Here is an 18,238-nt window from a genome sequence, read left to right as displayed (position 1 = left end):
TTACTTCTTCGGATTTTTTAAAATCGAATAAATCGTAATTCCGAATCCAATTAAAACTACGGTTGGAGCTAAACGAATTCTTCTGAAACTGAATAATTCTTCACCATTGAAAACGTTAGGATCTTCGCTTCCGCCACCGCTCATTAAAATGAATCCAAGTCCAATTACGGCTAATCCAACCAAAAGAATTTTATAATTTACTTTATCAAAAAGAAATTCAGGTTTATTGTTATTTTCCATACTATAAATTTTTTAAATCAGTGCATACTAAACACTAATTACTAATAAAGATCATCTGTTTTTAAATTCAAGAAACGTTGTGTAGCAAAAAATGTACTAATTGAAGTAATGATAATTCCAACAACTAACACTCCGAAAATTACTATTGCAATAGAAACGTAATCTTTTGCAATGCCTAAACTTGGGAATAAGCTGTCAACATAAAATACTAAAAATAGTAAAGCAATAATTGCTAATCCAGAACCAATTAATCCTAATTTAATGCTTCTCCAAATGAATGGTTTTCTGATGAACGATTTTGTAGCTCCTACCATTTGCATCGTTTTAATTGTAAAGCGATGTGAATAAACAGAAAGGCGTAGCGAACTATTGATTAACAACATTGCCACAACAGTTAAGATGGCACTGATGATTAAAATCCAAAAACTGATTTTAGTTACGTTTTTGTTTACCATATCTACTAATTCTTTATCGTAAATAATTTCAGTAACCATTTCGTTTTTACGAATATTACGTTCAATTTTTTGGATGCTATCTGCAATTACATAATCTCCTTTTAAATGGATGTCAAATGAATTTTGTAAAGGATTGAAACCTAAGAATTCCATAAAATCTTCACCTACAATATCTACGTTATTTTTAGCAGCGCTGTCTTTGTGTACAAACGCATAGTCTTTAATGAATTTTGCGTTTTTCAATTCGGTGTCAAATGCGCTAATCATAGTGTCATTAGCATCGTTATTAAAGAAAACGGTCATAGGAATGTTTTCTTTAAAATCATTTGTTATCTTTTTTGAATTGATTACAAAAAGTCCTAAAGCTCCTAAAAGGAATAACACTAAAAAGATACTTAAAACTACCGAAAAGTAAGACGAGATTAAACGTCGCTTGTTGTAATTTTCAAAAGATGATGCCATAAACGATTATTGTATAAAAAAATATTATTTTACAAAACTAACAACTTATGAATGAATATTAAATAATTTTGCAACTAATTTTGATTTTATTAACAATGAACAAATATATACTCATTTTATTTTTTAGTTTTTCACTTTTTAATTATGCACAAGACAGTCTATCAAAAGTAAACACTTCAAGTTCTAAACTTAAAGTAAAGCATTTTATTATTCCAACTGCATTAATGACTACTGGTTTAATTTTAAGAGATGTAGATTTAAAAAAAGATGTTTATGAATTTCACACCAATGCTCTTGGAAATCGTTTTCGATTTAAAGGAGATGATTATTTACAATGTGTTCCAACTACATTAGCCGTTTTAGGAAAAAATATGGGTTTTCAATCAGAAAATTCTTGGGAACAATTGTGCACCAATCAAATTGTATCACTAACAATATCTGGATTAATTTCAAGAACGATAAAAGAACAAGTTAATGATAAAAGACCAGAACTTTATGGTGTAAGATCGTTTCCGTCTGGTCATACAACTACTGTTTTTAACGCAGCAACGCTTATGTTTCTAGAATATAAAGATGATAATTTATTGTTTGCGAGTTCAGGTTATCTTTTTGCGACAGCTACCGCTTTTTTTAGAGTAACCAACGAAAAACATTGGGTTGCTGATGTGTCTTTTGGAGCAGGTTTAGGAATGGCAACTGCTTATGTAGTGCATTATTGGAGTCCAAATCTATATAAATATGTAGAAAAATACATTTATAAACCAAAAAATAATAATATTACCATTTTACCCTATCCTGTAATTCAAAATAACAATTACGGAATGGGTTTAGTTTTGAATCTAAAATAACTATTTTTGCAAAAGTTTTTAAACAATAGAAAATCTGTTTTTTAAATCATCAAAAAACAGATAACCAAAACAAACATGAAATACCACCACGAAAAAATCGAAGCCAAATGGCAACAATATTGGGCAGAAAATCAAACTTTTGCTGCATCTAACCATTCTGAAAAACCAAAATACTATGTATTAGACATGTTTCCTTATCCTTCTGGTGCGGGTTTACACGTTGGGCATCCACTAGGTTACATCGCTTCTGATATTGTCGCAAGATATAAAAGACATCAAGGGTTTAATGTGTTGCATCCGCAAGGGTATGATTCATTTGGTTTACCAGCCGAACAATATGCGATTCAAACTGGGCAACATCCAGCAGATACGACTCGCATGAATATTGAAGGTGGTGTGGATAAATCAGGAAACACCATTCAAGGCTACAGAAATCAGTTAGACAGAATTGGTTTTTCTTTCGATTGGAGTCGTGAAGTGCGTACTTCAAATCCGGATTATTATAAACATACACAGTGGATTTTCATTCAATTATTCGAATCTTGGTACAATAAAAATTCGGATAAAGCAGAAAGCATTTGCACGTTAATCCAAGAATTTGATAAAAACGGAAATGCGAATGTTAATGCTGTTTGTGATGATAATATCTCCCCATTTTCATCAGAAGATTGGAAATCATTCTCCTCAGAAGAACAACAAAAAATATTATTACACTATAGATTAACCTATTTAGCTGAAACTGAAGTAAACTGGTGCGCGGCTTTAGGAACCGTTTTAGCGAATGACGAAATTGTAAACGGCGTTTCAGAGCGTGGTGGACATCCAGTAGTTCGTAAGAAAATGACACAATGGAGTATGCGAATTTCTGCTTATGCGGAACGTTTATTGCAAGGTTTAAATGAAATCGATTGGAGTGAATCGATCAAAGAATCACAAAGAAACTGGATTGGAAAATCAGTTGGAGCGATGGTTTCGTTTAACGTGAATAATCACGATGCTAAGATTGATGTTTTTACAACTAGACCTGATACCATTTTCGGAGTTACGTTTATGACTTTAGCTCCAGAGCACGAATTGGTTACACAAATCACTACTCCAGAACAAAAAGCTGCGGTTGAAGCGTATGTAGAAGCTACAGCAAAACGTTCGGAACGTGAAAGAATGGCAGATGTAAAAACCATTTCAGGCGTTTTCACAGGTGCGTATGCCGAACATCCTTTTACGAAAGAACCAATTCCAGTTTGGATTGGCGATTATGTGTTAGCAGGTTACGGAACGGGCGCAGTTATGGCTGTTCCATGTGGTGATGAGCGTGATTATGCTTTCGCGAATTTCTTCAAAGGAACCAACGGAATGCCAGCAATTAAGAACATTTTCAATCAAGATATTTCAGAAGCAGCTTACGGAGAAAAAGGTGGTTTTGAATTGGTAAATTCTGATTTCTTAAACGGATTAGATTACAAATCAGGAACAAAGAAAATTATTGAAGAACTTGAAAAAATTGGCGCAGGAAATGCCAAAGTAAATTACCGTTTACGTGATGCCGTTTTCTCTCGTCAAAGATATTGGGGTGAACCTTTTCCAGTATATTATGTGAATGGTTTACCACAAATGATTGACAAAAAACACTTGCCAATTGTTTTACCAGAAGTAGAAAAATATTTACCAACCGAAGACGGTCAGCCACCTTTAGGAAACGCAACCGTTTGGGCTTGGGATACTGAAAGCAACGCAGTGGTTAGCAATGATTTAATTGATAACACAAAGGTTTTTCCATTAGAATTGAACACCATGCCAGGTTGGGCAGGTTCTTCATGGTATTGGATGCGTTACATGGATGCGCACAACACAGAAGAGTTTGCTAACGAAGAAGCTATTAAATATTGGGAAAGCGTAGATTTATACATTGGTGGAAGCGAGCACGCAACCGGACATTTATTATATTCTCGTTTTTGGAATAAATTCTTAAAAGACAGAGGTTACGCTCCAACAGAAGAACCATTCAAAAAACTGATCAATCAGGGAATGATTTTGGGAATGAGTGCGATTGTTTATAGAGTTTCTGGAACAAATAAGTATGTTTCTAAAAATCTAAAATCAGAATATGAAACTGAAGAAATTAGAATAGATGTAAATCTTGTAAATGCTTCAGATGAAATTGATTTAGACAAATTAAGAAATTGGATTCCTGAATTCAAAGAAGCTGAATTTATTACAGAAAGTGGCAAATATTTTGTAGGTCGCGAAATTGAAAAAATGTCGAAACGTTGGTATAACGTAGTGAATCCAGATGATATTTGTGAAGAATATGGTGCAGATACGTTACGTTTATACGAAATGTTCTTAGGTCCTTTAGAGCAATCTAAACCTTGGAACACTGCAGGAATTACTGGAGTTGCTGGTTTCTTAAAAAAATTATGGAGATTATACTTTGATGATAACGGTTCTGTAATTGTAAATGATGAACCAACGGCAGAAATGTACAAATCGTTACATAAAACCATCAAAAAAGTTACAGAAGACATCGAGAATTTCTCATTCAACACGTCGGTTTCTCAATTCATGATTTGCGTGAACGAATTGCAACAATTAAAATGTAATCACAGAGCTATTTTAGAACCATTAGCTATTTTAGTTTCACCTTATGCACCACATATTGCAGAAGAATTATGGAGCGCTTTAGGTTACGAAGGTTCAATTGCAACCGTTGCTTTTCCAAAATTTGAAGCCAAATATTTAGTTGAATCTGAAAAAGAATATCCAGTTTCATTCAATGGAAAAATGCGTTTCACTATTAAGTTGCCTTTAGATTTAACTGCAGCTCAAATCGAAGAAATCGTAATGGCTGATGAAAGAACGCAAGCGCAATTACAAGGTAGAACACCAAACAAAGTTATTATCGTTCCAGGTAAGATTATTAATTTGGTTGGATAATATAAATTTCAAACAATAAGACTTAAAATCCCAAACCTAAAAGTTTGGGATTTTTTTGTAACATTTTTCATTTTTTGCGTATAATAGATAAACTAAAACTATAAAAATGGAAAAGAGAAACATTGGGAAACTAATTGCTGGAGTTGTGGTCATTGGGTTTGTGTTTATTGCCGCTTTAATGTTTGGATTGCCAAGATATAATGTGTGGCAACAAGAAATGGCAGGAAAAGCAGAAATGGCAAAAGCGGAACAAAATCGTAGAATTTTAGTAGAAGAAGCTAAAGCCAAATTAGAAGCCGAAAAATTAAACGCCCAAGCCGAAATTGAACGTGCAAAAGGAATGGCAGAAGCCATGAAATTAGAAAATGGAACGTTAAGCGAAACCTACAACCAATATTTATTCATTAGAACCTTAGAGAAATTAGCCGATAAAGGCGATTTACCACAAATCATCTACGTGCCAACTAACGGAATGGTTCCAGTGATGGATGTTTCGAAAAAATCGCCAGTAAAACAAATGCAAGAGTAATTGTTTTTAGAATTATTTAACTAATGCCAAATTGTCATTTTGTATCTTTGGCTTGTAATTTGTTATTGATTTTAGTAAATTTAGAAATTAAAATATAAAAGATATGTGGACATATTATATAATGCTTGGAGCGATTGCTCTAGTAAGTTGGTTAGTAAGTAATAAATTGAAGAGCAAGTTTGCGTATTATTCAAAAGTCACTTTGCGTAACGGAATGAGTGGTGCCGAAATTGCTGAAAAAATGCTGCAAGACCACGGAATTACAGATGTAAAAGTAATTTCAACACCGGGTCAATTAACAGACCATTACAACCCAGCAAACAAAACAGTTAACTTGTCAGAAGCAGTTTACAATCAAAGAAATGCAGCGGCAGCAGCAGTTGCAGCTCACGAGGTTGGTCACGCGGTGCAACATGCGCATGCGTATCAATGGTTAACGATGCGTTCTAAAATGGTGCCTGTAGTGAACATTTCTTCAAGTATGTCACAATGGTTAATTATGGGAGGTATAATTTTAGGAATTGCTTCAAAATCAAGTATTGGTTTTTACGTAGCAGTTGCGGGTTTAATTTTAATGGCAATTGCAACTACTTTTAGTTTTGTAACACTTCCAGTAGAATACGATGCTAGTAAAAGAGCTTTGGCTTGGTTAAAAAATAAAAACATGGTGAGCCAACAAGAATATGCTGGTGCCGAAGATTCATTAAAATGGGCAGCAAGAACATATGTGGTAGCTGCTTTAGGAGCTTTAGCTTCCCTATTATATTGGGCTTTCCAAATTTTAGGTTCGAGAGACTAATTTTTTACAAACAATATTTTAAAACCCAAATTCAATTAGAATTTGGGTTTTTTGTTTAGGTGTATTTTAATGCAAATAAGATTAAGATTATTGAAATCCAAAATAGAATATGTGTATAAATAGATTTCGAATTGATTTTGTTTTTATAAAAATATAAGTAACAGTCGTAAACAAAAAGTAGTATTGATATTGGTAGTAAAAGTATAAAGAGGAAAAAACTCAATCCCGGTGCGTGAGCTCCGCTTGGGAAAAAGTATTCTACTAAAAAACAAAATACGATATACAGAATGTAGAATAAAATTAATTTAAATTCTCTTTTCATTTTACAACTGAATTTGTCTCTCAATTTGTTGTTCCAAAGAAATATAGGTTTCCGTTCGTGAAACACCATCAATAGGTTGGATTTTTTTGTTAAGTAATTGCATCAAATGTTCGTTATCTCTACAAATTAGTTTGATTAAAATACTCCAATTTCCCGTTGTATAATGACATTCTAAAACTTCTGGAATCTTCTTTAATTCTTTTACTACTTCTGGATTACTTGAAGCTTTTTCTAGATATATTCCAATGAAAGCCATCGTACTATAACCTAAAACTTTCGTATCCACAATAAATTTTGAACCCGAAATCACTCCAGCTTGTTCTAATTTTCTTAATCGTTGATGAATCGCAGCACCCGAAATTCCGATTTTATTAGCAATTTGTAAAATAGGTTTACGAGCATCTTCCATTAAATCGCGAAGAATTTCTTTGTCAATTCCGTCGATTTCAATTTGTAAGTGATTTATCTTCATTTTCAATTGATTTGAAAGTAAAAATACAAAATCAATTTCAATTGAAATAAAAAAATCCGAAACCAATTACGATTTCGGATTTTCAAATCTTGAATTAAGGTTTAATTTTTCACATTCAATGGATTATAACCTAAATAAGGCACTTCCATTTCTTTGAAAATTACGCCATAATCTTCTAATTCTTTTAATATAGGATTGTACACTTCTTTTGTAATTGGTAATTGTACACCTGGAGTAGTAATTTCTTTGTTTAGGATTTTCAATGTAGCAATAGCAACTGGAAGTCCCACTGTTTTTGCCATTGAAGTATAGGTTTGATCATCACCAATGCATACCATGGTGGCATCAATTTGTTTTTTCTCACCGTTTAATTCGTAACCAAATTTATGATACATGACAATCATGTCTTTATCATTTGGTTCTAAAGCCCATTTTTCGGTTAATATCTTTTCTAAAATTTGAGCTGGAGTTGCTTTAACTAATCCTACTTTTTTGTTTGGATTGAATAAATCGATTTCCACTAATTTGTCCCAAATGATGTCATCTTGATCAATTTTTTGTGCATGACGCAATTTGATTTCAACAGTATCAGTTGGATGATATGGTAAGAATGAATTCGTAAATTCACGATATGTCATATCTTCTGAGTTGTCAATAGTGTATGAATCATCAGTCATTCCTAATTGAACTAAAATATCCCAAGCTCTTGAATAACCAACTCTTCTAATTGTTCCACGATAACAAGTTAAAGCGTCATCTAAACCGTAAACACTTCTGTATTTTAAAGAATCTCTGTTAGCATAAGCTTCAAATCTTCCGTAACCTTCTACTTCTAAAAATTCAGTTCTTCTGAATAATTTTGAATACGGAATATATTTATAAGTTCCTTCCTGAATGAATTTTGCAGCCCCACCTTGTCCCGCTAATACCACATTTCTTGGATTCCAAGTGAATTTGTAATTCCATAAATTGGTGTCGCTTTCAGGAGCAACTAATCCACCACAGAAAGATTCAAATAAAATGATGTTTCCGCCTTTTTCACGAATTTCATCCAATACTTTCATGGCGCTCATGTGGTCGATTCCTGGGTCAAGCCCAATTTCGTTCATAAAAACCAAGCCGTTTTCTTTAGCTGCAGCATCTAATTCTTGCATCGCTGGGCTAATATAAGAAGCTGTAACCATGTGTTTTTTGTAGGTAATACAATCTTTAGCTACTTCTAAATGCAAATGTGCAGGTAACATTGATACTACTACATCCGCTTTTTGAATTTCTTCTTTTCGTTGTGCCTCATTAAAAATGTCAAAAGCAATGGCTCTTGCATTTTTGTGATTGTTGGTTTTTTGTTTTGCCAATTCTTCGGATAAATCACCAATGGTAACTTGAAGATTTTGTGCTTCGGAATGGTCTAATAAATATTTTATAAGAGATGAAGCAGAACGACCTGCTCCAATGACTAAAATATGTCTCATTTTTTGAAATTCTAAAAATATCACACGAAGATAGTAAAATGTTATATTTATAAAAATAAATTCTTCATTTATGTCATAATTTAACATAAAAACTTTTGCTATCTTTGGTCTCAAATTAAAAAAATGGATAAGAAAATTCTATTGGTTGCGGCACTTTTGGGAGTTACAGCCATAATTTTAGGAGCTTTTGGTGCTCACGGATTAAAAAAAGTGCTTTCAGTAGAGCAATTGGCAACATTTGAAGTGGGAGTGCGATATCAAATGTATCACGCTTTGTTTTTGCTTTTTATTGGAACTTTTGCTTTTTTAGGCGAAAAGGAGCGCTTAGTAATTTTTTATTTAACAATAGTGGGTGTCCTGTTTTTCTCGGGTTCAATTTATCTTTTAGCTACAAATAGTATCACAAATTTAAAGACTAAATTTCTGGGACCTATAACGCCTATTGGTGGGTTGTTCTTAGTTTCGGCTTGGGGATACTTATTTTATGCTGTTTTGTCTAAAAAACAATAAATTAAAAACGCTATCTCAAATTTAATTTATAATTTTGCACTTTATTTTAAACACAACCTAACCAAATTTTATGGATACGAATGCTCAAACTACGAAATCGATTTCGTTAGAAAAGTACGGAATCGTTAATGTATCAGAAATCATATACAATCCTTCATACGACTATTTATACAATGAAGAATTAAACCCAGCTTTAGAAGGGTTTGAAAGAGGTCAGTTGTCAGAACTTGGCGCGGTAAACGTAATGACTGGTGAATTCACAGGTCGTTCTCCTAAAGATAAATATATTGTTAAAGACAGTGTTACAGAAAATACCATTTGGTGGAATTCTGACAAAGCAGCTAACGATAACAAGCCAATTTCTCAAGACACTTGGAATGCTTTAAAAGAAACTACAGTTAAGCAATTATCAAATAAAAAATTATATGTTGTAGACGCTTTTTGTGGTGCAAACGAAAACACAAGATTGAAAGTTCGTTTCATTATGGAAGTAGCATGGCAAGCACATTTTGTAAAAAATATGTTCATCCGTCCAACAGAAGCAGAATTAGAAAACTTTGGTGAGCCAGATTTCATTGTTATGAATGGTTCAAAAACAAGTTTCAAAGATTACGCAGCTCATGGATTAAATTCTGAAGTATATGTAGCATTCAACTTAACTGAGAAAATCCAATTAATTGGAGGTACTTGGTACGGTGGAGAAATGAAAAAAGGATTGTTCGCTATGATGAACTATTACTTGCCATTACAAGGAATTGCTTCTATGCACTGTTCAGCTAACAAAGGGAAAGATGGCGATGTGGCTGTTTTCTTCGGATTATCAGGAACAGGAAAAACTACTTTATCAACTGATCCAAAACGTGAATTAATTGGAGATGACGAACACGGATGGGATAATGATGGTGTTTTTAATTTCGAAGGTGGATGTTATGCAAAAACTATCGATTTAAGTAAAGAAAACGAACCAGATATCTTCGGAGCTATCAAAAAAGATGCGTTATTAGAAAACGTAACTGTTGATGCTAACGGAAAAATTGATTTTAAAGATGGTTCAGTTACACAAAATACACGTGTTTCTTATCCAATTAACCATATTGAAAATATTGTAAGACCAGTTTCTAAAGCAGGTCATGCTACTAAAGTTATTTTCTTAACGGCAGATGCATTCGGAGTAATGCCTCCAGTTTCTAAATTAACTCCAGAGCAAACAAAATATTACTTCTTATCAGGATTTACAGCTAAATTAGCAGGAACAGAAAGAGGAGTAACACAACCAGAACCAACATTTTCAGCTTGTTTTGGAAAAGCATTTTTAACTTTACACCCAACCAAATACGGTGAAGAATTAGTTAAGAAAATGGAGCAACACAATGCTACCGCTTACATGGTAAACACAGGTTGGAACGGAACAGGAAAACGTATTTCAATCAAAGATACAAGAGCGATTATCGATGCTATTTTAGATGGTTCTATTGAGAATGCAGAAACTAAAACAGTTCCAGTATTTAATTTTGTAGTACCTACTGCTTTGCCAAATGTAGATACAAATATTTTAGACCCAAGAAATACCTATGCTGATGCTGCTGAATGGCAAACAAAAGCAGAGGATTTAGCATCAAGATTCATCAAAAACTTCGTTCAATATACAGACAACGAAGAAGGAAAATCATTAGTAGCAGCTGGTCCTCAATTGTAATCTAAGAAATTTACATATAAAAAAGTCCCGAAGATTCGGGACTTTTTTATTGGCTCATATTCAAGAAAAAACCCAAACTCTTTCGAATTTGGGTTTTCTATATATTGAAAAAATAATTATTTTCCTTTGTTTGCTTCGGTAATATATTTTTCTAAAGCACCTGTCATTGATGGGGTTCCAGGGCTTGGTGCCATTATATCAACTCGTAAACCATGTTCTAAAGCTTCTTTTTGAGTAGTACTTCCAAAAACAGCAATACGTGTATTGTTTTGTTGGAAATCAGGGAAGTTTTTGAATAATGATTTAATTCCTGTTGGACTAAAGAAAGCCAAAACGTCGTAATACACGTCTTTTAAATCTGTTAAGTCACTCATTACAGTTCTGTAAAAAGTTCCTTTTGTCCAATCTACTTTTAAGCCGTCTAATGTAGGAGGTACATCGGCGTTCAATTGGTCAGAAGACGGTAATAAAAACTTCTCGTCTTTATATTTTTTAATTAGCGGAGACAAATCTACAAAGTCTTTTTGACCCACATATATCTTTCTTTTTCTATAAACTACATAACGTTGTAAGTAAAAAGCAACCGCTTCAGACTGACAGAAATATTTTAAATCTTCTGGCACTTTGTAACGCATTTCTTCAGCTACTCTGAAAAAATGATCTACAGAGTTTCTACTTGTTAATATGATGGCAGTATAGTTGTTTAAATCGATTTTTTGAGCGCGAACTTCTTTAGCAGGAACACCTTCTACGTGAATGAATGGTCTGAAATCAATTTTAACTTTCAGTTTATTTTGAAGCTCAAAATAAGGAGAATTTTCTACTTTAGGCTCTGGTTGTGAAACTAATATTGTTTTCACTTTCAAATTTGACATATTTCTCTCTAATTTTTTGTAAACCAATTATAAATAAAATAGTAAGGTGCTATTTCAAGGGTGCAAAGATATAAAATAAAATAAAATATTTTACGTAATAGTAAATTTTGATATAATTTCAATGCAACCAAGTAAGTAGTTATGTTTATAGTGATTAGGATAATCAATAAAGTCCAAAAGAACCAATCGGCATTTAATGAATTGTAAAATAAAATGATATTAATTGGTAATAAAATGAATCCAAAATAAGCTCTGTAATTCACTTTCAGTAAGTTAAATTGTTCGTTAAATTCTTCAATTTTAAAAGCAGTTGCAATAATTTTCTCAATTAAAAATTTAGAAAGGATAAAAACAGTTAAAAAGGTAAAAACTTGGATGTAAACAATTAAGTCGGTTTTTTCAGCTCTATCAAATTGATTTAATACTAATAAAGTAAAGAATGAAAACGAAATCAGTTGTAGTACAAACATTGAAATGGTAAAACCACTCATTAAGTTACTACTGTCGCGGTAAATTTTGGTGTATTTATCTGAATAAGCCAATCGAACAAACTCATTGAAACGAACCGAAGAGATGGTTTTGTTAATCGCAATTATGGCCACGCAAATAACAAACAAGATGGTTGCCCAGTCTTTGCTTTCAATAATTCGGTCATGTAATTGAATTGCTAACATATTGGAGCAAAATTACAAAAAATACTGTCATATTCATTATTATAAAATTATTAAGAATTGTCTACTAGAAATAGCTTATTTTTGCACTTAAAATACATGATTTTTTATGGCTCAGGGTGTTGTTATAATTCCAACTTTTAACGAAATTGAAAATATCGAAGCAATCATAAAGGCGGTTTTTGCTTTGCAAACGCCATTTGATGTTTTAATAGTAGATGACAATTCTCCTGATGGTACAGCTGCAAAAGTGAAAGAAATGCAACAAGAATTCCCTTCACAATTGCATTTGAAAGTGCGAACGAAAAAATCGGGTTTGGGTACGGCTTATGTGGCAGGTTTCAAATGGGCACTTTCTCATGGATATGATTATATTTTTGAAATGGATGCCGATTTTTCGCACAATCCTAATGATTTAGAAAAGTTGTTAGCTGCTTGCGAAAATGGTGCAGATGTAGCTATTGGTTCAAGATATTCAAACGGGGTAAATGTAGTGAATTGGCCTTTAAGTCGAGTTTTACTGTCTTATTTTGCTTCCGTTTATGTTAGAATGATTACTGGTATGAAAATTGCTGATGCCACAGCAGGATTCAAATGTTACAGAAGAATAGTTTTAGAAAAAATTAACCTTGACAGAATAAAATTTGTTGGTTATGCGTTTCAAATAGAAATGAAATATCGTGCTTTTGTCAATAATTTTAAAATTGTAGAAGTTCCGATAATTTTTACAGACCGAACTAAAGGGCAATCAAAAATGAGTGGAGGAATTATTCGAGAAGCTGTAGTAGGAGTGATAATGTTGAGATTACGTAAAATATTTAATAGATTATAATGAGTTGTTTTTTAATTAGAAATGCCAAGATTGTAAACGAAGGAGTTGTTTTTGAAGGTGATATATTGATTGAAAATGAATTCATAAAAGAAATCGCCAAGCAAATTAGTCCAAAATCGTCAGACTGCGTTATTATTGATGCAGAAGGAAGTTATGTAATGCCAGGAGCTATCGATGACCAAGTGCATTTTAGAGAGCCAGGACTTACTCACAAAGGAACTATTGAGACGGAAAGTAAAGCAGCGGTTGCTGGTGGAATTACTTCGTTTATTGAACAACCGAATACGGTTCCAAATGCAGTCACCCAAGAACTTTTAGAAGATAAATATCAAATTGCCGCTAAAACATCGTATGCGAATTATTCGTTTATGATGGGAGGAACCAATGATAATTTGGAAGAAGTTTTAAAAACTAATCCAAGAAATGTAGCTGGAATTAAATTGTTTTTAGGTTCTTCTACTGGAAATATGTTGGTAGATAATCCAGAAGTTTTAGAAAAGATTTTTTCATCAACGAAGATGTTAATTGCGGTTCATTGTGAAGATGAAGCTACTATTAAAGCCAATACTCAAAAATACAAAGAAGAATACGGTGATGATATCCCAATGAAATACCATCACTTAATTCGAAGTGCCGAGGCGTGTTATTTGTCGTCTTCAAAAGCAATTGAATTAGCTAAGAAAACAGGTGCGCGTTTACACGTATTTCATTTGTCAACAGCAAAAGAAATGGACTTGTTTACTAATAAGATTCCATTAGAACAAAAGCAAATTACTGCAGAAGTATGTATCCATCATTTATGGTTTACTGATGCTGATTATGACGCAAAAGGTTCTTTAATTAAATGGAATCCTGCAGTAAAAACACAAGCAGATAAAGATGCTTTGTGGAAAGCGTTACTAGATGACAGAATTGATGTTATTGCAACAGATCATGCTCCTCATACTTTAGAAGAGAAGTGTAATCCTTATTTGACGTGTCCTTCTGGTGGGCCGCTGGTTCAACATGCTGTTGTGGCAATGTTTGAAGCACATCACCAAGGGAAAATTTCAGTAGAAAAGATTGTAGAAAAGATGTGTCACAATCCAGCCAAAATTTTCAAAATCGAGAAAAGAGGATTTATTAAGGAAGGATATTATGCAGATATTGCAATTGTAAATGCTTATTTACCTTGGAATGTTAAAAAAGAAAATATTATCGCCAAATGTGGTTGGTCTCCTTTTGAAGGCTATAACTTTAAATCACGTGTAACACATACTTTTGTTAACGGGAAATTAGTTTATCATAATGGTAAAGTAAAAGAAGCAAAAGCAGGACAACGATTATTATTTGAAAGAGAAGTGTAATGAAACAAATACTATTTTTATTACTAAGTTTATTTGTGTTTTCTTGTTCTAAGAATCCAGCTCCAAAACCTGATAATCTATTAGATGAAGAAGTAATGGCAGATATTATTTTTGATATTTCAATTCTTCAGGCTACAGATGGTTCTATGCCTTATAAGTTAACAGATCATAACATTGAAATGGATCAATATATTTTTGAAAAATATAAAATAGATAGTGTTACTTATCGTCAAAACCAAAGATATTATGCAGCCAATGCTCGAAAATATAAAAAGATATATAAAAAAGTAATTGAGCGATTAGAGCAAGAAAAGATTAAAGTTGAACAAGATGCTAATAAAGTAAACACTAACGATGGAACTAAACAAACTTACGTTCCTGTAGAATAGTTTTTAAATAGCTTTCTTTCTTCTGAAAAGTAAAATTAAGTTCCTTTTCAATTTTTAAAGTATCAAAAGTAGTTGTAGAATGTGATGAAGTTGCAGTACTTCTAGCTAATTTTCTTTTACGGTTTAGTAATTTTGAAATCAACCAATCCATTCGCCAAGCGATAGAAGTCATCCATTTTGTTGCTTCAATTGAAGGTTTTTTTACTTTTAATTCTTCTGCAATATAATTTAGTAAGGATTTTGTTGAAATGTTTTCACTCACTAAAGTATAACGTTCTCCGTTACTATTACTTTTCATTAATTGTATCATAATTTTTACGACATCTTCAACTGATACAATTCCAATATTACCTTTGGTATAAAACGACAATCCTTTTTTTACAGATTGAATAATTACATCACTGCCTTTTTTTGGGAAACCATAACCAAAAATTACTCCCGGATTCACAATTACAACTTCCAAACCTTCTTGATGGCCACGTAGAACTTCCATTTCGGCGCCATATTTCGTAATGGCATAATCGCTGTGTAATTCTTCAGGGTTCCATTCGGTTTCTTCTGTTATTGTAGTTTCGTGTTCTTTTGGATTTCCCAAGGCAGCAATCGAACTTACATGGCAAAGTTTTTTTACATCAAAATCAATGCAACAATTCACTACGTTTGCAGTTCCTTCAATATTGATTTTTCGAAGTTCGTCTTCGTCACAAGGATCAAACGAAATCAAAGCAGCACAATGATACACATGAGTGACATTTTCAAAAGCAATTTCCAAAGATGGAATATCAGTAATATCGCCTTTTACCCAATTGATTTTATCAAAAAGCGAGGTTTGATTATGAAAAGCAAAAACATTCTTTACTTTTTCAATTTGTTTTTCAGAACGAAATAACGCTTTAACTTCCTCATTTTCTTGAAGAAGTTGTACTAACAAATGCGAACCTACTAAACCTGTTGCTCCTGTGACTAAAATCATGATGTAAAAATAGCAAATCTTTTAAAAACGGACTAACTTTTAAACCTTCAAACTTTTAAACTTTTAAACTAAAAACTATCTTTGCTCAAATTATTTAAGAACATGAAAAATTTTATTGAAGAAGTGACTTGGAGAGGAATGCTCCACGACGTAATGCCAGGCACAGAAGAACATTTGATGGAGCAGATGCGTGTGGCGTATGTGGGTATTGATCCAACCGCCGATTCATTGCATATAGGACATTTAGTTGGTGTAATGTTATTGAGACATTTCCAATTGAGTGGTCATAAACCGTTAGCGCTTGTAGGCGGAGCAACTGGAATGATTGGTGATCCATCAGGAAAATCTAACGAAAGAAATTTGTTAGATGAAGCTACTTTGCGTCACAATCAAGAAGCGATTAAAGCACAATTGGCTCGCTTTTTAGATTTTACTTCTGCGGAAGCTAATGCTGCGGAGTTAGTAAACAACTACGATTGGATGAAAGAATTTTCATTCTTAGATTTCATTCGCGATGTGGGAAAACACATTACCGTGAATTATATGATGGCGAAAGATTCGGTTAAAAAACGTTTAACTGGAGAAACTTCAGAAGGAATGTCGTTTACTGAATTTACATACCAATTAGTTCAAGGTTACGACTTTTTACATTTATACCGTGCTAAAAAATGTACGCTACAAATGGGTGGAAGTGACCAATGGGGAAATATCACCACCGGAACAGAATTAGTTCGTAGAATTGAATCTGGGAAAGCGTATGCGTTAACTTGTCCGTTGATTACAAAAGCAGATGGAACAAAATTTGGAAAATCAGAAGGTGGAAATATTTGGTTAGATGCAGAAAGAACTTCTCCTTACAAATTTTACCAATACTGGTTAAATACTTCGGATGTTGATGCTGAAAAATACATTAAGATTTTTACTTTCTTAGATAAAGAAACAATTGAAAAATTAATTGTAGAACACAACGAAGCACCTCATTTAAGAGCATTGCAAAAACGTTTAGCAGAAGAAATTACTGTGATGGTACATTCTGCAGCAGATTTAGAAAATGCAATTGCTGCTTCAAATGCTTTCTTTAGTCCGTCTATGGATGAATTAAAAAAATTAGATGAGAAAACGTTTTTAGAAGTATTTGATGGCGTTCCTCAAGCTGAAATTTCGATGGAAGATTTGAGTGCTGGTTTGGATATGATTGCAGCATTAGCAGCAAAAACAAACTTCTTAGCTTCTAATAGTGATGCTCGTAGAGAATTAAAACAAAACTCGATTTCTTTAAATAAAGAAAAAGTAGGAGAAGATAAAATCATCACTAAAGAAGATTTAATCAACAATCAATTCTTGTTATTACAAAAAGGAAAGAAAAATTATTACGTGATTAAGGTTAAATAACCATCAGGTTGCAACCACGAATATCAGAATTATCAAAACGTCCCAACACTTCGAAAGAATGGTTGGGATATTTTTTTCCCAAATCTTGTGTAGCAATAAACGAACACGAATTGATATTAGCCAAATCAATCACGTTAATTCCGCCAGTTTTTCCTTCAGAAACATAAGTTAACGCATCTTCCGTATCGCGAATAAGAACTTGCATCCATTGTGGACATTCGAAAACACCATCGCCAAGAGAATACGCTTGTGAAAGTAATTCGGTCATGCCATATTCAGAATGAATTTTAGAAACCCCAAATCCGTTGCATAAAAGCGAATGTAATTCTTCGCGAATCATTTCTTTTCTTTTGCCTTTCATGCCACCGGTTTCCATGATAATGGTGTTTTTTAATTGGAATTTTTGTTTCTCAATTAAATCCAATAAAGCATACGTAACACCTATTAAAATCACATTCTGACCTGAATTATCCAATTCAATCAATTTAGAAATCAATTCGTCGTAGTTGTTCAAATAAAATCCAGAATCTTCATGATTACTACTTTTAATTAAATCTTCTACCATGTAAATCAACGAAGAACCTTCACGCTCTAAATAGGATGGGAGCAAGGCTAGAACACAATAATCTTCAATATTTCCGTAGAATTCTGAAAATCCCAAGCGGTAACTCATTTCGTACCAACTCACATCTGTAACTAAGTGTTTACTCGTTTGCATTCCTGTTGTGCCGCTACTTGTAAATGTTTGCTGAATAGGTTCTGATGAACTTAAAACAGTATGGCTTTTAAAAAACTGAATGGGTAAAAATGGAATTTCTGTTAATGATTTCACATTGGTTTTGTCTTTCTTCAAGAAGTTGCAAAATTGTTGATACACCAAATTGTTATCGTACTGATGACGAAAAACTTTTAAAGTAATTTTTTCAAATTCTTTTTTAGAGCCAATTTGGAAAATGTCTTCTTGTGAAATCATGGTGCAAAAATAGGAAACAAATTTGTCATAACTAAAAAAGCACCAACT

18 protein-coding genes are annotated in these 18,238 nt (G+C 32.9%); 10 read left to right on the top strand and 8 right to left on the bottom strand.

Going from position 1 to position 18,238, the window contains the following annotated elements:
• Together OJ995_RS00450 and OJ995_RS00445 are read right to left on the bottom strand one after the other, a co-directional pair.
• Window positions 1–240, bottom strand: coding sequence for a DUF3098 domain-containing protein (locus tag OJ995_RS00450; protein ID WP_153201218.1), 240 nt, complete (start codon window positions 238–240; stop codon window positions 1–3).
• 41 nt (window positions 241–281) lie between these two features.
• Window positions 282–1,157, bottom strand: coding sequence for a cell division protein FtsX (locus tag OJ995_RS00445; RefSeq protein ID WP_133608636.1), 876 nt, complete (start codon window positions 1,155–1,157; stop codon window positions 282–284).
• Window positions 1,158–1,252: 95 nt separating this feature from the next.
• On the opposite strand from OJ995_RS00445, the gene OJ995_RS00440 reads away from it, so the two are divergent.
• The 4 genes from OJ995_RS00440 (at window position 1,253) to OJ995_RS00425 (ending at window position 6,267) form a co-directional block, all read left to right on the top strand.
• Complete coding sequence (locus OJ995_RS00440; protein ID WP_264367645.1) at window positions 1,253–2,005, top strand: phosphatase PAP2 family protein; 753 nt, start codon at window positions 1,253–1,255, stop codon at window positions 2,003–2,005.
• Window positions 2,006–2,080: 75 nt separating this feature from the next.
• Window positions 2,081–4,939: a leucine--tRNA ligase gene (gene leuS, locus OJ995_RS00435; RefSeq protein WP_264367644.1), complete on the top strand. Its 2,859-nt coding sequence runs from the start codon at window positions 2,081–2,083 to the stop codon at window positions 4,937–4,939.
• Window positions 4,940–5,045: 106 nt separating this feature from the next.
• Complete coding sequence (locus tag OJ995_RS00430; protein WP_133608630.1) at window positions 5,046–5,468, top strand: SPFH domain-containing protein; 423 nt, start codon at window positions 5,046–5,048, stop codon at window positions 5,466–5,468.
• Between the two features lie 103 nt (window positions 5,469–5,571).
• A complete protein-coding gene (locus OJ995_RS00425; protein ID WP_264367643.1) occupies window positions 5,572–6,267 on the top strand; it encodes a zinc metallopeptidase in 696 nt (231 codons plus the stop codon).
• Window positions 6,268–6,590: 323 nt separating this feature from the next.
• On the opposite strand, the gene OJ995_RS00420 is transcribed toward OJ995_RS00425, so the two are convergent.
• Window positions 6,591–7,061, bottom strand: a complete 471-nt coding sequence (locus OJ995_RS00420; RefSeq protein ID WP_111566260.1) for an Lrp/AsnC family transcriptional regulator — start codon at window positions 7,059–7,061, stop codon at window positions 6,591–6,593.
• Between the two features lie 101 nt (window positions 7,062–7,162).
• A complete protein-coding gene (locus OJ995_RS00415) occupies window positions 7,163–8,533 on the bottom strand; it encodes a saccharopine dehydrogenase family protein (protein WP_264367642.1) in 1,371 nt (456 codons plus the stop codon).
• A 123-nt stretch (window positions 8,534–8,656) separates the two neighbouring features.
• On the opposite strand from OJ995_RS00415, the gene OJ995_RS00410 reads away from it, so the two are divergent.
• Both OJ995_RS00410 and pckA read left to right on the top strand, forming a co-directional pair.
• On the top strand, window positions 8,657–9,043 hold the full coding sequence (locus OJ995_RS00410; protein ID WP_264367641.1) for a DUF423 domain-containing protein: 387 nt from the start codon (window positions 8,657–8,659) through the stop codon (window positions 9,041–9,043).
• Between the two features lie 70 nt (window positions 9,044–9,113).
• Entirely contained in the window at window positions 9,114–10,739 is a 1,626-nt protein-coding gene (gene pckA, locus OJ995_RS00405; protein ID WP_264367640.1) for a phosphoenolpyruvate carboxykinase (ATP), read from the top strand.
• A 116-nt stretch (window positions 10,740–10,855) separates the two neighbouring features.
• On the opposite strand, the gene OJ995_RS00400 is transcribed toward pckA, so the two are convergent.
• A complete protein-coding gene (locus tag OJ995_RS00400; protein ID WP_264368009.1) occupies window positions 10,856–11,605 on the bottom strand; it encodes a uroporphyrinogen-III synthase in 750 nt (249 codons plus the stop codon).
• A 17-nt stretch (window positions 11,606–11,622) separates the two neighbouring features.
• On the bottom strand, window positions 11,623–12,288 hold the full coding sequence (locus OJ995_RS00395) for a DUF4271 domain-containing protein (RefSeq protein WP_264367639.1): 666 nt from the start codon (window positions 12,286–12,288) through the stop codon (window positions 11,623–11,625).
• A gap of 106 nt (window positions 12,289–12,394) precedes the next feature.
• Here OJ995_RS00395 and OJ995_RS00390 point away from each other — a divergent pair, with 106 nt between their 5' ends.
• The 3 genes from OJ995_RS00390 to OJ995_RS00380 are packed head-to-tail and all read left to right on the top strand — an operon-like array spanning window position 12,395 to window position 14,852.
• Entirely contained in the window at window positions 12,395–13,117 is a 723-nt protein-coding gene (locus OJ995_RS00390; protein WP_264367638.1) for a polyprenol monophosphomannose synthase, read from the top strand.
• Window positions 13,117–14,463, top strand: a complete 1,347-nt coding sequence (locus OJ995_RS00385; protein ID WP_264367637.1) for a dihydroorotase — start codon at window positions 13,117–13,119, stop codon at window positions 14,461–14,463. Before OJ995_RS00390 ends, OJ995_RS00385 begins: the two co-directional genes overlap by 1 nt.
• On the top strand, window positions 14,463–14,852 hold the full coding sequence (locus tag OJ995_RS00380; protein ID WP_264367636.1) for a DUF4296 domain-containing protein: 390 nt from the start codon (window positions 14,463–14,465) through the stop codon (window positions 14,850–14,852). Before OJ995_RS00385 ends, OJ995_RS00380 begins: the two co-directional genes overlap by 1 nt.
• On the opposite strand, the gene OJ995_RS00375 is transcribed toward OJ995_RS00380, so the two are convergent.
• A complete protein-coding gene (locus tag OJ995_RS00375) occupies window positions 14,824–15,825 on the bottom strand; it encodes an NAD-dependent epimerase/dehydratase family protein (protein ID WP_264367635.1) in 1,002 nt (333 codons plus the stop codon). The genes OJ995_RS00380 and OJ995_RS00375 overlap by 29 nt on opposite strands.
• A 102-nt stretch (window positions 15,826–15,927) precedes the next feature.
• Between OJ995_RS00375 and tyrS the strand changes: the two genes are divergently transcribed.
• Entirely contained in the window at window positions 15,928–17,217 is a 1,290-nt protein-coding gene (gene tyrS / locus OJ995_RS00370; protein WP_264367634.1) for a tyrosine--tRNA ligase, read from the top strand.
• Here tyrS and OJ995_RS00365 read toward each other — a convergent pair.
• Window positions 17,210–18,190 (bottom strand): LuxE/PaaK family acyltransferase, encoded by a 981-nt coding sequence (locus OJ995_RS00365; RefSeq protein WP_264367633.1) that lies wholly within the window; start codon window positions 18,188–18,190, stop codon window positions 17,210–17,212. The genes tyrS and OJ995_RS00365 overlap by 8 nt on opposite strands.
• Window positions 18,191–18,238: the final 48 nt, after the last annotated feature.

Source organism: Flavobacterium lacisediminis (assembly GCF_025909975.1).
Lineage (GTDB): Bacteria > Bacteroidota > Bacteroidia > Flavobacteriales > Flavobacteriaceae > Flavobacterium > Flavobacterium lacisediminis.
The sequence above is the reverse complement of the archived record's forward strand: the minus strand, read 5'-3'. Positions and strand labels throughout refer to the sequence as shown.

Coding starts and splice junctions, on each gene's coding strand:
- OJ995_RS00450 (WP_153201218.1), bottom strand. CDS start 240: ATGGAAAATAACAATAAACCTGAATTTCTTTTTGATAAAGTAAATTAT.
- OJ995_RS00445 (WP_133608636.1), bottom strand. CDS start 1,157: ATGGCATCATCTTTTGAAAATTACAACAAGCGACGTTTAATCTCGTCT.
- OJ995_RS00440 (WP_264367645.1), top strand. CDS start 1,253: ATGAACAAATATATACTCATTTTATTTTTTAGTTTTTCACTTTTTAAT.
- leuS (WP_264367644.1), top strand. CDS start 2,081: ATGAAATACCACCACGAAAAAATCGAAGCCAAATGGCAACAATATTGG.
- OJ995_RS00430 (WP_133608630.1), top strand. CDS start 5,046: ATGGAAAAGAGAAACATTGGGAAACTAATTGCTGGAGTTGTGGTCATT.
- OJ995_RS00425 (WP_264367643.1), top strand. CDS start 5,572: ATGTGGACATATTATATAATGCTTGGAGCGATTGCTCTAGTAAGTTGG.
- OJ995_RS00420 (WP_111566260.1), bottom strand. CDS start 7,061: ATGAAGATAAATCACTTACAAATTGAAATCGACGGAATTGACAAAGAA.
- OJ995_RS00415 (WP_264367642.1), bottom strand. CDS start 8,533: ATGAGACATATTTTAGTCATTGGAGCAGGTCGTTCTGCTTCATCTCTT.
- OJ995_RS00410 (WP_264367641.1), top strand. CDS start 8,657: ATGGATAAGAAAATTCTATTGGTTGCGGCACTTTTGGGAGTTACAGCC.
- pckA (WP_264367640.1), top strand. CDS start 9,114: ATGGATACGAATGCTCAAACTACGAAATCGATTTCGTTAGAAAAGTAC.
- OJ995_RS00395 (WP_264367639.1), bottom strand. CDS start 12,288: ATGTTAGCAATTCAATTACATGACCGAATTATTGAAAGCAAAGACTGG.
- OJ995_RS00390 (WP_264367638.1), top strand. CDS start 12,395: ATGGCTCAGGGTGTTGTTATAATTCCAACTTTTAACGAAATTGAAAAT.
- OJ995_RS00385 (WP_264367637.1), top strand. CDS start 13,117: ATGAGTTGTTTTTTAATTAGAAATGCCAAGATTGTAAACGAAGGAGTT.
- OJ995_RS00380 (WP_264367636.1), top strand. CDS start 14,463: ATGAAACAAATACTATTTTTATTACTAAGTTTATTTGTGTTTTCTTGT.
- OJ995_RS00375 (WP_264367635.1), bottom strand. CDS start 15,825: ATGATTTTAGTCACAGGAGCAACAGGTTTAGTAGGTTCGCATTTGTTA.
- tyrS (WP_264367634.1), top strand. CDS start 15,928: ATGAAAAATTTTATTGAAGAAGTGACTTGGAGAGGAATGCTCCACGAC.
- OJ995_RS00365 (WP_264367633.1), bottom strand. CDS start 18,190: ATGATTTCACAAGAAGACATTTTCCAAATTGGCTCTAAAAAAGAATTT.